The organism is Zhouia spongiae, assembly GCF_022760175.1.
Classification (GTDB): Bacteria; Bacteroidota; Bacteroidia; order Flavobacteriales; family Flavobacteriaceae; genus Zhouia; species Zhouia spongiae.
On record NZ_CP094326.1, the window covers coordinates 3,385,939 to 3,404,659 of the forward strand.

Annotated in this window: 5 protein-coding genes and 1 pseudogene; all 6 read right to left on the reverse strand. The window is 29.4% G+C overall.

Annotated features, from left to right (window positions below; genetic code table 11):
- Positions 1-267: 267 nt before the first annotated feature.
- Positions 268-2,622, reverse strand: coding sequence for an O-antigen ligase family protein (locus tag MQE36_RS14595; protein ID WP_242936711.1), 2,355 nt, complete (start codon positions 2,620-2,622; stop codon positions 268-270).
- Between the two features lie 44 nt (positions 2,623-2,666).
- Positions 2,667-6,014: a non-ribosomal peptide synthetase gene (locus MQE36_RS14600; protein WP_242936712.1), complete on the reverse strand. Its 3,348-nt coding sequence runs from the start codon at positions 6,012-6,014 to the stop codon at positions 2,667-2,669.
- A 660-nt stretch (positions 6,015-6,674) separates the two neighbouring features.
- Positions 6,675-7,751 (reverse strand): non-ribosomal peptide synthetase, encoded by a 1,077-nt coding sequence (locus MQE36_RS17000; RefSeq protein ID WP_278286572.1) that lies wholly within the window; start codon positions 7,749-7,751, stop codon positions 6,675-6,677.
- Positions 7,752-7,756: 5 nt separating this feature from the next.
- Positions 7,757-8,425, reverse strand: a complete 669-nt coding sequence (locus tag MQE36_RS17110) for an AMP-binding protein (RefSeq protein WP_423242487.1) — start codon at positions 8,423-8,425, stop codon at positions 7,757-7,759.
- Between the two features lie 132 nt (positions 8,426-8,557).
- Positions 8,558-13,140: pseudogene (locus MQE36_RS14615) on the reverse strand (amino acid adenylation domain-containing protein); the annotation flags it as partial.
- 252 nt (positions 13,141-13,392) lie between these two features.
- Positions 13,393-17,961 (reverse strand): type I polyketide synthase, encoded by a 4,569-nt coding sequence (locus tag MQE36_RS14620; protein ID WP_242936713.1) that lies wholly within the window; start codon positions 17,959-17,961, stop codon positions 13,393-13,395.
- Between the last annotated feature and the right edge of the window lie 760 nt (positions 17,962-18,721).

Genomic DNA, 18,721 nt, shown 5'->3' on the forward strand with positions numbered 1-18,721 from the left:
AACACTCTAATACCAATTCCATGAAAAATATCAAAACAAACGGCGAGTGATTGTAGTTAATTACTTATTAAATGAATTTAAAAATGAAATAGTAATCTTATTTTTGAGATAATATTAAATTATGAGGCTAAAGCCCATATTAAGACAAAGATTACTTATATTAAAATAAATCTGTATACTTTAAAAAAGTAATAAAATTATATTAATGGTAAACAATATGAGTATATCTCAAACTTTACGTGATAACCATAAAGAAAAACAATTACTTTAGTTATTAAGGTAATATTCTTCAACTATTCTTGAACTGTTTACAATATCTATAAAGGGTTTTTTATATTCCAAAAGTTTAAACGGTATGTAGGAATTATGTATTGGTCTTAAAGATGATAAATCTGCATTTTTAATTACATTATCAGAGGTAATATTTTTAAACCCATACATAGCGAAATCCAAATTTAAAATATATTTTTTTTCATTATTCATACTATGAAAATACTCACTCAAATATTTCCTACCAAGATAATCCTTACTATTTATGAACAATGATTTCTTATAGTTATTATAAGCCTGTAAAGTATCTCCTTTTTTAAAATATATTAAACCTCTATAAAGCCAAGGGCGATTTAAGTTAGGTATCTTTTCTATAACCTCATTTAAAAGGATTAAAGCCTCTTTTGGATTTTCATCTAAAATTAATCTCGCCAATCGTGCTTTTAAAATAATGTTATTTTCTTTTGTAATGGTTTCTCTTAATCCTCTAACGGCTTCTCTTCGAGCCTCAAATACCAAGGTAGGATACTTTTTTGAAAATTCAGCATAAAAAAAGGATTCTAATATTTCTGGAGAATATCGAATGACCTTGCATAAATAATCTTTTAAATTCCTAAGATCATCATTTTTTAAATTATACAATAATTTACTTAAATAATAGGTGCTATTATATGGGTTCAATTTAATTGCCTTATCAAAAAATAATTTTGCAGAGTCTTTTTCATTTAAAGCAAAATGTACCCAAGCTTTATTGTGATAAATTTCATCGTCAAATGGAGAAATTCCAATAATATTATCCAAATTTTCTTTTAATATATTTAAAGTATCCTTATTACTTTTTATAAAAGATATAAAGCCATTAGTTTCTGATGAAATTTCAATTTCAAAACTATTTTTTGCCAGGATTAAAGCTCTATGTTTATTTAAAGTAATGTTTTCAGGAGAAAACTTCAAGGCCTGATTTATACTATTCAAACTACCTAATTTATTGTTCTTATTGAAACTATTAATAGATTCGTTATTGTTTTTATTAATAAATACTCTTTGTAAACTTCCATAACTAAAAACTAGGTTACCACATAGTAATAATATTATAATTCCGTTTATAGACCTTTTTGTTAATTTTATTTTTTTAAGATTAACATCATAGGGAATTAATAAAAAAACTAAGTGAAAAGCTAAGAAGTACACGGAATTATTATTTAAGAAAGATGAGAACGTTAATTCCCTAACAAAAAATGCCATTAATCCTGAAAAAATCAAAATAAGATGTGTTTTTTTTAATCTATCTAAACAATTAGCCCTTAATCTTTTAAAGGTAATTATAATAATTGATGTCAATAGTATCATATACGCTATTATACCTACTAATCCCTTTTCCAAAAATGTCTGTAAATACGTATTATTTGATAATGTTGAAAATTTTAAATCCTCTTTTAGAAATGGATTTTTAGAATGTGCAAGCACATAATTCTTCTGTCCCCAACCAAAAAAAGGTTTGTCGGATAAACCATTATGTAAGTTACTACTCCATCTATCTAATCGACCTTCGGTACTTCTCTTTTGTGATAATGTTTTATTAACAGATACTGTTGTCAAAACCGATTTAAACATAGGTAACGCCATTAATACCATTATAATTAGGCAAAAAGAGTTCAATTTTATTAATCGTTTAATTGAAAACAATTTGAATGAAAATATATTAACAATTAAAATGAAAAAAATTAAACTCAGGTAGGCACCCCTTGAAAATGATGCGAGTATACATAGGACTAAAAAAGCAAAATTTAATAACCCTAAGATTTTAAACCTAATGTCCTTTTGTATGTTTAAAAAAATTGTACCAAAGGGAATTAATACTAATATTAGTGATACCCAAATATTATTAGGGTTGTTAAATGGCTGATAAAATACTTTAAAATCATTTAACTCATAAAACCCTTGCAAATTGAACTTCTGCTTGAAATTAAAAAAATATACAATGGTTATTATTAGTAAAACCAAACCAAATGAAAATATTATAGAAATTAGCAGATTATAATACTTAGCATTATTAAACAGTATTTTATACATTAAATATAATATAAAAATCACATAAAAATTAGTCAATTCAGGTAAGCTATTAAACTGATAAGTAGAAAATATATATGAAATTATTTCACTCGCTAACACACATAAAAAACCGATATCTAAAATTGAAAATTGAAAATCAAAATTCTTGATTTTAAAACCGTTAATTAATAAAATAAAAATTATTGGAAGCAATAAATCAATTTTCCAAAATCCAATGGTAATGATCATAAGTATACAAGCTATAATTGTAATGGGGGATTTTTTAAAATCTAAATTCATTATATTAAATTTATTGTTTTTTAAAATTGATTTTAAATACTTCTTCAAAATCGTAATTCATCTGATTCTTCTATTATTTGATTCTCTTCATTTGAAAGTAGTTGGAGGGATTCTATTAGACTAGTCAAGTCCATTATTGTTGAATTTATGAATAATTGTTTCAGTTCAATGTTTACACCAAAAAAATTTTTAATTTTTGACCTGACAATCCCTGCTTTAATACTATTTCCTCCTAAAAGGAAAAAATCAACATTAATTCCTATTTTATTAATTCCTAAAACATCTTTCCATATTCTTACCAATTCTTTTTCATGATCATTTCTAGGTTGTATATAATCAATGGTTCGGTTTTGACTTTCTACTTCAATTTGTGTTAATAAATTCCTATCTATTTTACCGCTAGTGGTTATTGGAAATTGTTTTAATTTCACATAATGTGATGGTAACATATAATTTGGAAGGTACTTCATCAAATACTTTCTAATCTTTGAACCTGTTTGTTTAAAATTAGAAGTGTAAAATACAACCATTTCATTTTCATTTAATTGATTCTTCTTCACTAATACAACTACTTCATTTAACTTATCATTCTTCGACAAGATATGTGATATTTCACCCAATTCTATACGATATCCACGAATTTTAACTTGATCATCCTTTCTGCCAATAAATTCAATAGATCCATTTGATAACCTTCTCCCACGGTCACCTGTATTGTATAATCGTTCTCCTTTAAAATAAGGATTTGGAACGAATTTTTCTTTTGTAAGTTCTGGTTGATTTAAATAACCTAGAGCTAAACCTTCTCCTCCAATATAAATATCACCTTCAACACCAATTGGTTGTAATGCCTGAGATGAATTCATTATATAAATCTGTTCATTATTAAGAGTAGAACCGATACTTAAATTTGAACTATCTTTTAAAATTAAACTGCTGCTCCAAATTGTTGTTTCGGTTGGGCCATATACATTTAATGATGTAAAAGATTCATTTTTTAATTTTTGATACAGGTTTAAAGACATTGCCTCTCCGCCAACCAATAAAGCCTTAATACTTGGAGGGAAATTTAAATTTAAATCATACAATTGAGACAATCTTGATGGAGTTAATTGTAGTCCCTCTATTGAATCACCTGTTATTTTATCCATAAAAATTTCTGGATCCAATAAAGTTTCGTCTGTTAATAAAACTAATTCTTTTCCTTTACACAAGCCACCTAAAATTTCTAAAACTGAAATATCAAATGTAAAATTTGTTGCTAAGGCAATTTTTTTAATGTTAGATAAAAATAAAACATCATCTAAATTAGTGAAAAATGAAATTAAATTAGAGTGAGAAATCATTACTCCTTTGGGCCTACCTGTAGTACCAGAAGTATAGATTACATAAACCAAACTATTAGTTCTAATTAGAGAGTTAAGATTATCTGTTTTTAAAAGAAATTCTTTATTTAAATTAAATTTTAAAAATACTTCTTCATCTATACATACTTTACAATCTATATCAGCTTTAATAAATTTAATTCGTTCAACTGGATAGTTCGGGTCAATTGGTACATATGCACCTCCTAATTTTAAGACTCCCAGGATCGATATTATAAATCTTTCACTTCTTCCTAATTGAATTCCGATTAAATCTCCTACTTGTATACCGTAATTCTCTTTTAAATAATATGATAGTTGATTTGCCTTTTCATTCAACTCCCTATAAGTCAACTCCTCTTCTTCAAACACAACTGCTATATGATCTGGTGTCTTTTCTACCTGCTCTTCAAATAAATCTACTATCGTTTTATCCTTTGGATAATCTATATTTGTCGAATTAAATGTATATAACAACTCTGTCTGCTCTCCTTTATTAAGGTATTCAACCTGACCCAACTTTTCCGTTGGATTAGATAGTAAAGAATTTAACAATTGCTTATAATGTCTCATCAAACCCTCTACCATACTTTGGTGATAAACATCACTATTATAAGTGATCATAAAAGAAATGTAATTCCCTTCTTCCTTAAACTCAAGGCTCATATCAAACTTTGATATATCTCCACCAACAACGCTTATTTCATTTACTTCTTCTTCATCAACGAATTTACCATCACTCGCCTCTCCTATATTATGTAGTGTTAGCATTACATCAAAAACAGGACTACGACTTATATCTCGATGTAATTCTAATTCTTCCACCAAACGATCAAATGGATACATCTGATGACTATATGCATTAAGCGTTCTCTCTTTTAATCCATTAAAAAACATGTGGAAATTTCCCTCAGGATTAATCCGATTTCTTAAAGCCAAGGTGTTTACATAACAACCTAGCTGATTTTCTAAATCTGGATGGTCTCTACCTGCTACAGGACTTCCTATAATTATATCTTCCTGACCTGTATAACGATAGCAAAGTACATTCCAAACAGCCAATAACCCCATAAACAAACTACCACCAGACTCTTGACTAAATCTCTTAATGTTATTAGATTGTGATGGATCTAGGTAGGTTCTTAAACGATGACCATTATATGTCTTTATCTTTGGCCGTATTCCTTGACTTGGAAAATTTAATAATGGAAGCTCTCCCGATAAACTATCTAACCAATATGTTCTATGCTTTTCGCTCGAAGAACTCGATAATTCCTTTAGCTGCCAGAAGGCATAATCTTTGTATTGTATACCAAGCTCCGGAAGAGTCACATCCCTATCAGCCAAATATGATTCATAATATGTCATGAAATCCTTCGAAAGAACTTCCATTGACCATCCATCACTTATTATGTGATGCATATTATAGTAAAATGCAAATCGGCTTGATGACATCTTGATAATACTTGCCCTAAGTAAGGGGCCTTGCTCCAAATTAAATGGCAACCTATTATCATTATCTATATAATCTCTTAATCGATCTTCACTATTCGTCTCCAGTGAAAAATCCAACTCATTAACCTTAAAATTGAAAAACTCTTTATCTAAAATCCATTGACGAATCTTCCCTTCAGAGTCCTCTCTAAAAACAGTTCGTAAAACCTCATGTCGATCAATTAATGATGTCATCGCCCGTTTGAATACATCAAAGTCAAACATCACATTAATTTCAACATGAAAAGGCATATGGTATGCTAAATTAGCTTCTTCAAATTGACTTAAAATCCATATTCGACGTTGCGCATCTGATATTGGATAACTTTCTAATTGTGGGGCTTCTTCTATTGAGTTAAAAGTTGTTTGTATTTCATATTTCTTTAAATAGGAAATTAATTTCTCCTTATTACTCCTAATTTCGTTAATAATTTCATCAGAAATTTTTTCTTCGGTATAACTAATATTAAGTTCTTTACCCTTTAAAGAAAGATAAATATTATGGCTTGCTAACTTTTCTATTAAATTAATCATTTCTAAATTTCATTACATTCAAACTTGTAACATAAACACCATATAAAACAAGTTTACTTTATTATATCTATTGAAAATCATGATTTCACTTAAAAAAGATTTTTTTCAACCTTAAATTTTTAGTATTGGAAAAAAATTCAATTTTAAATATTGAGTGATGTACCTTATTCAAAAGAAGTTCTTGGATAAAAGGAAAATGAATCAATTTTCGACAACTAATTATTTTCCTACGCTATTAATTAATGCCCAAAAGAAATTTACGGCAATACAATTTTATTAAAAACAGTTTTAAAACCAATTAGAGCAAGTTTTCGTCTATAAATTAAGTGATCATTAACTCTTAATTTAGATCATTTTAGAATCTAAATTAATTATTCTATAACTATAAACTATTCTACAACTAAAAATATCAAGATTGGACCTATCTTAGTTGTATTATTCATAAATATGTATATCATTTGATTTAAAAAGTTTTTAATTAAAAATCAACTATGATGTAAATTATAACCCTTTAAAAAAACAGACCATTATTAGACAACTCGATTTAAACCACAAATATACCATTTGGTAAAAAATAGTTTACCCCATTAATCTTTACAGTATTATAATCTTTTTAACCTTCTATCATCCTAAAATTACACAAACCCTTATTTAGGATAATTAAGAATTGAATAAATCAATATTTTTATTAATTCTTGCAATTGAATCGTCAATTGTTTTTTCCAAATTATTCTCATTGTACAATTCAACTTTAAATAATTTTGATAATTTCTCAATAGAATAGTACCTAAATAAAGTTGTAACATCTATATGTAAATCAAAGAATTTATTTAACATTTTTTGCAATCGTAATATTTTAATTGAATTTCCCCCTAGCTCAAAAAAGTTTGCTGTCACACTTATATCTACTCCTGGTATATTCAATACATCACTCCAAATACCCACTAATTGCTCCTCTATTTCATTCCTTGGACCTAAATACTCTATTCCTATATCTATACCTAAACCTTTAAGTTCAGGTAAACTTTTCCTATCCAATTTCCCATTACTCGTCAGAGGTAACTCCTCCAATTTCACAAAATAACTAGGTATCATATAACTCGGTAACAAGCTTCCCATATATTCCCTGAGCTCTTGAGATGTAATACTATCACTCCCTACGAAATAGGCTACCAAATCCTTATCTCCACTTGACGACTCTGTAACATCTACTACACAACTAATAACATGTGTATTACCCTGTAAAACATGTTCTACCTCTCCCAACTCTATTCGAAAACCTCGTATCTTGACCTGACTATCCTTCCTCCCGATAAATTCAATATTTCCATCTGGAAGCCACCTCCCTAAATCACCCGTCTTATATAATCGATCTCCTTCATTAAACGGGTTATCTACAAACTTCGCTGCAGTTAATTCCGGCCTGTTTAAATAGCCCCGAGCCAATCCATCTCCTGATATACATATCTCTCCTACTACTCCAATTGGAACAAGACTCTGCGCTTCATCTAAAATGTATACTTCGGTATTGTCTATAGGTTTTCCTATTGGGATTGTACCTGACTTTATAAGTTCCCTTTCTTTTAATCTATAGGTTGTTGCGCATATACTTGATTCTGTAGGACCATAAGCATTATAATAAATTCCTTCTTTTGAATATTCTATTGCTTTATCATACACGGCAGACTCACCTGCTGTTATTAATGTAATCAAAGGCTTGAGCCTATCTACATTCATTAATTTTATGAAAGAGGGGGAATGGTTGCTATTTCTATTGATTTTTCAATAATAAATGATTCTAAAAGTTCAGGAACTTTTCTCTCTTTGTCACCGACCAAATACAGAACAACCCCCGATGTTAGAGAAATAAATATTTCTGAAACAGAAGCATCAAAAGAATATGACGCAAATTGTAAGCTTCTCTTATGCTTTTTTAGTTCAAATATTTTGTTTTGAGAAACTATTGTATTAAGTATTCCTCTATGTTCTATCATCACACCTTTGGGTTGTCCCGTAGAACCAGAAGTGTAAATAACATAAGCCAAATCACTACTACTTATAAATGTACCTAGATTATCTTTTATATAATCCTCTTGACTTTGTTCAAACTTGTCATATGCCAGTCTATCCAGCAGTAACTCACAGCGACTATCTGTTATTATATAGTCTATGCGTGATTGTGGATACTCTGGATCAATAGGCACATAAGCACCTCCGCTTTTTAATACTCCTATAATTGAAATTATAATATCTAAGGATCGATCCATCTTTATGCCTATCAATGTATCGCTTTCTATCTTGTAATTTGAATGCAAATACCTTGCTAATTGATTAGCCCTCTCATTTAACTCACAATAAGTCAACTCCTTACCCTCAAACACAACAGCTACACGATTCGGTGTCTTTTCCACCTGCTCCTCAAATAAATCTACAATCGTTTTTTCCTTAGGATATATTGTCGCTGTCTCATTAAACTCTTCTAGCAATATTGACTGTTCCCTTTGAGGTATATATGATAAACTTGATATGGATACTTCTGGACTTGCTACTATCGAGGTTAATAATTCTCCTATATGATTCAACATTCGTTCTATTGTAGAACGTGCAAATAAGTCACTACTGTATTCAATCCCTATTCCTAATTCGTTTCCTTTCTCTTCAAAATTAAACGTTAAATCAAACTTACTTACCACATGAGACATACCTTTGGTATTCTCATAGGATGACTTGGACTCTTCATCCAACTCCGGTTCTTTTCCTTCTGACTCTTGATAAGTAACCATTACATCAAATAGTGGATGCCTACTTGTATCTCGTGATAATGACAACTCATCTACTAAAGAATCAAATGGATATGATTGATGACTATAGCCTCCCAATGCCATTTCTTTTACCTTACTTAAAACAGCCTCAAAACTATCATTCCCATTAAAACGTGTTCGTAAGGCTAATGTGTTAACATAAAAACCTATCTGCCCTTCTAAATCTGGATGATCTCTCCCTGATATTGGACTTCCCAAAATAATATCTCCCTGACCTGTATATTTATAAAGTAACACATTCACTAAACTTAAAACTCTCATAAAAGAGGTAATCCCTTCTTCTGCCTTTAATAGTCCTTTAAACTTAGACGTGCTATCTTTATTAAAGATCCTTTTAACTTTCCCCCTTTGTAACTCTTCACCATCGGACGGGTATAATCTGTTGGTAAATCTAAAACTGGTAATTCTCCTTTAAATTGATCTAACCAATAATTACGAGAAACTGATAATGCCCCTGATTTCAACTCTGATTGCTGCCATTCTGCATAATCCTTATATTGAATTCTCAATGGTGTTAATTCTAAAGAAGTCCCTTTCTCTATTTTATCATAAATAGAGATCAACTCTCCAAATAGTGTTTCCATTGAAACACCATCACTTATGATATGATGCATAACATACACAAATACATAATGATCCTTTGATAAGCGATATACAGCACCTCTTAACAATGGGCCCTCTGAAAGATCAAATGACCTGTTTCTATAAATAGCAATTCGATCCCTTAAATCTGAAGTGCTTATTCCTTCTAAATCTTCATAATCTATTTTGAAGAACATTTCTTCCAATATAAACTGACGCACATCACCTTCATCATTTTCCCTAAATATGGTACGTAATGATTCATGTCGTGCAATTAATTTATTAAATGAAGATTCTAATGTTTCTACATCTATTAACCCTAATTCATGTACGCTTGACATATTATATGCGACATTGGCCGATTCAAATTGACTTAAAACCCACAAACGTCGTTGAGAAGAGGACAACACATAACTCTCAGCTTTTTCCACTTTAGGAATCTCCTGATAACACTCTTTTTCTGACTCTGATATTAATTCAGCCTGTGACAATATACTGTTATAAGTGAATAAATCTTGAATACTAACCTTTAATCCCAAGTCCTTATATAACTTACTGGAAAGCTTCAGTACTTTCAAGCTATGACCTCCTAGCTCAAAAAAGTTTGCTGTCACACTTATTTCTCCTTCTGGTATATCCAATACATCACTCCAAATACCCACTAATTGCTCCTCTATTTCATTCCTTGGACCTAAATACTCTATTCCTATATCTATACTTAAACCTTTAAGTTCAGGTAAACTTTTCCTATCCAATTTCCCATTACTCGTCAGAGGTAACTCCTCCAATTTCACAAAATAACTAGGTATCATATAACTCGGTAACAAGCTTCCCATATATTCCCTGAGCTCTTGAGATGTAATACTATCACTCCCTACGAAATAGGCTACCAAATCCTTATCTCCACTTGACGACTCTGTAACATCTACTACACAACTAATAACATGTGTATTACCCTGTAAAACATGTTCCACCTCTCCCAACTCTATTCGAAAACCTCGTATCTTGACCTGACTATCCTTCCTCCCGATAAATTCAATATTTCCATCTGGAAGCCACCTCCCTAAATCACCCGTCTTATATAATCGATCTCCTTCATTAAACGGGTTATCTACAAACTTCGCTGCAGTTAATTCCGGCCTGTTTAAATAGCCCCGAGCCAATCCATCTCCTGATATACATATCTCTCCTACTACTCCAATTGGTTGCAAATCTAAATCTTCTCCCAGAATATATAGTTTAGTATTGGCTATCGGTTTTCCTATTGGAACCAAAGTATCATCTTGACTTGTATTATAATAAGAAACGTCTATAGTACCTTCTGTAGGACCATATAAATTCCAAATGGGAATCTCAAACTTTCCATACCAAGCTTTAATTAAACTCAGAGGTAATTCTTCCCCACTCGTAAAAATACCGCGTAATGTATTTAAGTGCTTAAAACCTGATTTATCTATTTCTGCATTAAAAGACTTTAACATACTTGGAACAAAATGAAGACAACTTACTCCTTCATTTGAAATAATTGAAACTAACCGATTAGGTGAATAAATATCTTCTATATTACACAAGACCATTCTACAACCCCAACATAATGGTAAAAATAATTCCCATACTGAAACATCAAAAGTAAATGTAGTTTTCTGCAAAACAACATCTACACTTGAAAAATTATACTCCCTCCACATCCATTCCAGCCTATTGACCACTCCTTTGTGCTCAATTCCAACCCCCTTAGGTTTTCCAGTAGAGCCAGAGGTATATATAACATAAATTAGATCTGAAACGTTTACTTTTAAATTCAAATTTAGTGAAGAAAAATCTTCCTTTTTCTTGTTAAATTCTACTAAAAATTCTTCATCAACAATAACAGGTAATGAGCAATCTTCATTTATAAAATCTATTCGGTCCTGAGGTGTCTTTGGATCAATTGGCACATAAGCTGCACCACTCTTTAATATTCCCAAGATTGAAACTATCATACCAAAGGATCGATCCATCTTTATACCTATCAATGTATCGCTCTCTATCTTGTAATTTGATTGTAAATACCTTGCTAATTGATTGGACTTTTCATTTAACTCACGATAAGTTAACTCCTTACCCTCAAACACAACAGCTACATTATCTGGTGTCTTTTCCACCTGCTCCTCAAATAAATCTACAATCGTTTTTTCCTTGGGATATATTGTCGCTGTCTCATTAAATTGCCCTAACAATAAATTTTGCTCATCATTACTCAAATAATTTAAATCAGAAAGTTTGCTATTAGGGTTCTTAATTATTGACTCTAATAATTCTTCTAAATGTACTAAAATACCTTCAATTGTATTACTAGTATATAAATTGGTATTATATATTAATTTTAAATGTAATTTGTCATTTAACTCCAAAAAGTCAAATGACAAATCAAACTGAGAAACTGAGGTTCCCACTTTATCCTGGAACTTATGATCTAGTTTAAGAGTTTGGAGATTAATAAAAACATCAAACAATGGATTTCTAGACAAATCCATTGTAATTTCCAAATCTTCAATTAACTGATCAAAGGGATAAATATTATGAGTAAAAGCCTCTGCAGTAAAATTTTTAGAATTATTCAGAAGATCAATAAAGCTAAAATCTTTTGAAATATGCGATCGTAGAGCTAAAGTGTTAATAAATAATCCAACTTGATTTTCTAATTCTATATGATTTCTAGTAGAAACAGGTGTCCCTAATATAATGTCGTTCTGCTTGGTATACTTAAAGAGTATTATATTAACCAATGTGTAAACTCCATTAAACAAACTAGCCCCTGATTCTTTAAGAATGCTTTTAAAATCTTGGAAAAGATCTTTTCGAATATCCTTTCGGATTTGGCTACCATCAAATGTTTTATAAACTGGTCTTTTTTTATCTGTAGGAAGGTTTAAGATCGGTAATTCACCAGAAAAAGTTTCTTTCCAAAAATTCTTACTGTTCAAAAAATTATTCTCTTCAGATAATTTCTGTTCCCAATTTACATAATCCTTGTACTGAATACTAACTGGAGTTAACTCTATTTTATGATTATTAAAAAAAGCATTATAAAATTTAAGTAATTCATTATATATAATTTTAATAGAGACACCATCACAAATTAGATGATGAATTACAAGAACTAAGTAATGAGTTTGGTCCTTACCCTTAATTAAATAAACTTTAAATAAATTTTCATTTTTTAAATCAAAAGGACGAAAAAACTTATCACTAATTACTTCTTCTAAACTAGTTTCATAGTTTTCAATATATTGGATATCCAGGCTTAAATTGGAGAGTGGAATAATTTTTTGTTTGACATCTCCATTTTCATCTACAATAAAATTAGTTCTTAAAATCTCATATCTTTGGATAATTTTAAAAAATGATTTTTTTAGAATGGATATATTTGGTTTATGATTAAAAGTGTTATAATCAAATATATTGTATGCCTTATTTGACTCTTCAAATTGTGACAATAACCATACTCTTAATTGAGCTCTCGATAAATCATATGAATCTTGAATCTTGACAGGAATGATTTTCTTATAAGAGTTTGAATCAGAGTATTTATCAAGGTAGCTAATAATATCACCTTTATTTTTTTTAATCTCAACAATGAGATCTTCTGGTAAAGCTCCCTTAAAATTCAATTTTAAATTATTATTTTCGACAGTAATTTTTACCCCCCTATCTATAAGACTTCTAATCAAGGAATTCATTAAAATTTGTGGATTTATTAGTTTTGTATTAATTTATTAAAGATTTTCATAATTATTTGCTTTCACAAATTTCATTTTCTTTTAATTGTCTTATAATTGTAGTTAATTTAAACTAAGATATTAATGGTGAAGTAAAATCCTTAATAACAATTAATACTAATTGTTGATTCTCAAACTTAAAATTCTTTTTAATTACAATTTTGGAACCTCTAATTAATAATCATTTTAAAAATAATTATAACAAAGGACACTCTAAATAATCATTTCCTGAAGATCTTCTGTACCCGAACTATTATCAGAAATTTCCCTTAACCTTCTGGCTAAATCTATTTCTCGTGACAACTCTTTAATTGTTCCTTTCTCTAAAAAATCTTGCAGTGAAATATCAACATCAAACTCTTTAAACATCCGTTTGATTATCGTCATCGATTTTAATGAATCTCCTCCTAGCTCAAAAAATGAATCCTCAATTCCAATTCCAGTTATTCCGAAAAAAGTTTCCCATAATTTTGTAAGTCTAATTTCCGTATTAGAAATAGGCGTAACATAATTTGACTCAATAGAAATTCTAGAATTATTTTCATTTACGTAATCTGTTGTTTTATTATACTCCAGGTCCTTAATCTTCTTATTTGTAAGTTCTATTTTAGAATATAAATCAGAAGTCGAAACTATTAATCTTAACTTCTCTCTAATTTTAAAAGACAAATTGAAAATATTTATCAAATCCGTTTTATCTATTTTTTCATTAGATTTTTCTACATCCAAATCCAATCCATCCAAATCCACAACTTTCCAGTTAAGTTTTTCGTTCTCTTTTGATAGAATAAAATGGTCCGCAAATAAATTAGAAGATAAGTATGCTCCTAATGAATGACCTCCTAATACGGTAGATAAACTTGTTGTAGTCCAAATAAAATCAATCTCCTTATCTTTAAAAACACTATATAAGTTTTTCAATCCAAATGCCTTGGATTTAAAGTGAGGAAGCATAAACTTTATATCTGTATTTAAAATGTTCTTATAACATTCCTCCATTTGAATAACGCCAGCTGCATGAATTACTCCGTTTACTCTACCAAATTTCTCTTCAACCATACTTACAAAAGAATTAAGAGAATTTAAATCCGAAATATCTAAATTATGGTATTCTACCTTAGAATTAAGCTTTTTCATATCTAATAAAAATCTTAATTTCATTTTCATTCTTTCTGAAATAGAAGATGAAGCTAATAAGTCACTCCATTGCGAAAATTTTGGTATATCATTTCTTCCCAATAAAACAACTCTTGCATTAAAATTTGAGGTTAAATATTCACAAAAGGTTCTTCCAACACTCCCCAAGCCCCCAGTAATAATATAAACACCTTCTTGTAGTAAAATATCCGATGAAAGGTTAATATTAGAATTCAATTGTATTCTCTTGTAATCATTTAGCCATCTTGTTTGTTTTCTGTAAGCAATGTTGAAATCAGGTTTTTCCTGGTTAAACTCATTTAAAACAGCTTGTGCATAATTGTCCTCCTTATCTATATCTAATGAAAAGCAATCTACATAATTATTTTCCATCGAAAATGATTTTAACAATCCTATAGATGTAGCATATTTATATTCTGATTTTTCCCCTGCAAATACCTGATGAAAATTATATGACAAGTATCCTAATACAACTTTCTTATCTAAATTTTGATATTCTAGGCTCTTAATTAGGTTAAGAATTCGTTTAAAGTCAATACTTTCAAATTGATTTTTTATAGTTAAGTCTTTATCTAAATGAATTTCTTTATCATCATTACTTAATCCCCATCCATAAATTATTTTTTCATATGAAATATTGTCACTCTTTAAGTCTTCAAGCAACCTACTCATATCATTTAGTTCAGTACCGCAGACCTGATACTTATACTTTGATAATTTTTTAAATTTATTTCCTAAAGAAATCTCTACAAATGAAGAGCCTTGCTTCCTTAACAAATCTTTTATCTCTCGAATTATAATTTGATCAGTTTCAAACAATAAATAAGAATTATTAATCTTATTCTTAATGCTATTACACTCAGGATATACAACATTTGTCCAAACTTCTTGATAAAAACTATTGAAGACTGATTCTTTTTTGGGTTTAACATTTACCTGTGCAGCCACGTTTGAGTAAGGATCTACCTCTGCAGGAAATTTATTTTTCAAAAATGGATATTTTGGCAGCGATAACTTAAATACTTGTTTGTTTTTATAATAATTTTGCCAATTTACTTGTTTCCCTAATTGCCATAAGGTTTCAAGTAGGGATACCATGGTAAGACATGCATTAGAATTAGCTTTCCTTGTAGGTAAAGATGCAATTTTAGCTTTAATTAACCGCTGTTTACTCCTTTCATTTTGACCAATCAAATTGAGTAATGTAGAACCCGGACCAATTTCTATAAAAATTTTATTTTTCTTTTCTGAAAATAAGGTCTTCACACAACTATTAAACCTAACGGGTGAAATAATTTGCTCCTTCCAGTAACTACTTTTTTTAATTTCATCTTCGGTGATAAATTCGCCTGTTATATTTGAAATTATTTTATATTTCGGAGAACTAAAACTTATTTGATTACAAACATCTTCGAATTCCGATAACATAGGTTCCATTAAATTAGAATGAAATGCATGAGAGGTATTGATTCTCTTATTAGTAATTTCAAGTTCATTTAATTGAATATTTAATTTCTTTATGGCTTCTTTACTTCCTGAAAAAACACATTGATCATCATTATTTATTGCTGCTATTTGAATATCATTTGATATAAATTCTTTAGCTTCCACCTCTCCTATTACTGCACTAATCATATCCCCTTCTGGAAGGTCGTTCATTAATCGTCCCCGATGATATACAAGAAATATACCTTCTTCGAAACTAAATACATTACTAATACATGCGCCTACATATTCACCTAAACTATGTCCTATAATATATTGCGGTTCTATCCCAAAACTAATTAATAAAGATGCTAAGGCATACTCCACTAAAAACAACAAAGGTTGCGTATTATCAGTTCTAGACAAGAACGATTCTGCATTATCATTATCATTAAATAATATTTTCTTAAAATCTTTACCATTTGAAATTTTTTTAAGAAACACAAACCCTTTATCCAATATGTATCTAAATTCGCTATAAGATTCATATAACTCTTTAGACATGTTCAAATATTGAGACCCTTGACCTGAAAACAGAAAAACTATTGGATTATATTCTCCGTTAAATGTATTTTGAGAATAATTCAAAGGTTGTGAGGCTTTTAATCCTGCCTTTAATTTATTTAAATCATTCGTTATTATAGACTTTCGATATGGAAAATCTTTTCTGCCTATATTAAGGGTGTATGCAATATTTTCTAGTGATTCTGAACAATTTAAAAGATATTTCTCAAATTTTATAGCTAAATGATCTAATGACGTTTCATTTTTAGCACTTAATGTCAATAGGCTATAAGGCAATTTTGAGGGCTCTTTATTCACCTTAGGAGGTTCTTCTAGTATTACATGCGCATTAGTTCCTCCTATACCAAATGAACTAACACCAGCTCTTAAGGGCATGTCATTTACTGATTTCCATTCCTTAAGTTTATTTATAGTATAAAAGGGGCCTTCATCAAATGCTATATTCTTATTAGGCTTTGTAAAATGTAAAGACTTAGGAATTTTTTTATTATACAACGACAGTACAACCTTAATGAATCCAGCTACACCAGCAGCTGCATCTAAATGACCAATATTAGTTTTTACTGATCCAATTCCACAATGCTTTTTCTTATTATTATTAAATGCATTATTAAGTGCTTCTATCTCAATAGGGTCTCCCAGATTCGTAGCCGTTCCATGAGCTTCTATATATGATATAGAATCTGCTGTAACCCTAGATATTTTATGAGCCAATTTTACACATTCTATTTGCCCTTCTACACTAGGAGAAGAATACCCAACTTTTCTTATACCATCATTATTTACCGAACTACCTTTTACAATAGCATAAATATTATCATTGTCCCTAATGGCATCTTTAAGTTTTTTTAAAACAACTACACCTGCACCATCCCCACTTACCGTTCCACTAGAATTCTCATCAAATGTCCTGCAATGTCCATCATTGGAATATATCATACCCTCCTCATATTTATATCCATTTTTTATATTGGAAGTAAAGGAGACCCCGCCTGCTAAAGCAATTTCGCATTCGCCTGTTAACAAACTTCTTATTGCAGTATGGATTGCTACCAAAGAAGTTGAACAAGCTGTATTAATATTTATTGACGGTCCCTTTAGGTTTAACTTATATGATATTAATGTTGATAAAAAGTCTTTATTTGATAATTGGTCTATATAAAAATCATGAGCCCCTGATTTAGATGCATTTAATATCGCATACGCTTTCCATGTTATATTTTCACTAGCTCCAGAAAAAAGACCTATTCTTCCAGAAAATGAATCTGGATTATAGCCAGAATCTTCTAGTGCATTCCAAACACATTCATGATAAATTCTAATTTGAGGATCCATCATTCTCGCTTCATCTTGTATATAATTAAAAAAATTAGCATCGAATGTGTCTGGTTCAAACATTGCACCATGGGCTGGAATAAATTTCTTATGATTTATTTCTTTAGAATTTAAACCTCTGGATTTTAGCTCTTCTTCATTATAAAATTTTATCGACTCCTTACCTTCTATCAAATTATGCCAAAAACCTTGAATATCATTTGAACCTGGAAATCTTCCTGAAAGGCCTATTACGGCGACTTCTAAACCTGTATATTTTTTTTTCTCTATTTCTTCCATATTTGATTAATCATCTTATTAATTCAAAAAGTATCATATCGTATTTAAAACATGATTAAATCTGAAAATCATATTCAATTAAGTCTTTTTTGAGCTTATGAATATCTTTAAATTACTAACTCAATTATATATAATTTATCAGTGTATATCTCTTATTGCTTTAATCATAAAATTTTGCTAGTGTAATTACAAGTACATTTGATTAATATGATATTTTGAATAATTAACTCAATTATTTAACCTACTATGTAGCCCTTTCCAAATTTATAGGTTTACAGACTGCCCAAAATAAGACAAAGTTAAATTCAATAAATTTTCACTATTTAATTCCTCGTTAATCTTCCTAAAATCAAACGAACACTTAACTATTTTACACAATAAGGATATTAATATATTTATACTTTATAAGAACTATATAGTTAACCCATTAAAACAAAATTCAAATTATTTTATAAAACTAATAATCACTTTAAAGCTTCATACATATTCTTCTAAAAATGTCATTGCACTACCTATTTAATCAACTGTAGTTTTACAACATGTAGTTCAATTTTTAATTGTTTAAGAATTAAATGAACGTATAATTATTTGAGAAAATCTATTTCACTGATAATTTATCGTAGCAGGAATCTAAAGTTCATTGAATAATTAATTAGTCACACCTAAACCACCACTCATTTATTTAACGGTTATCATCGAATAATATAAATACATCCATATTTAATAATTCAAAACCGTAATAAAAAGTTCCATTACTTAA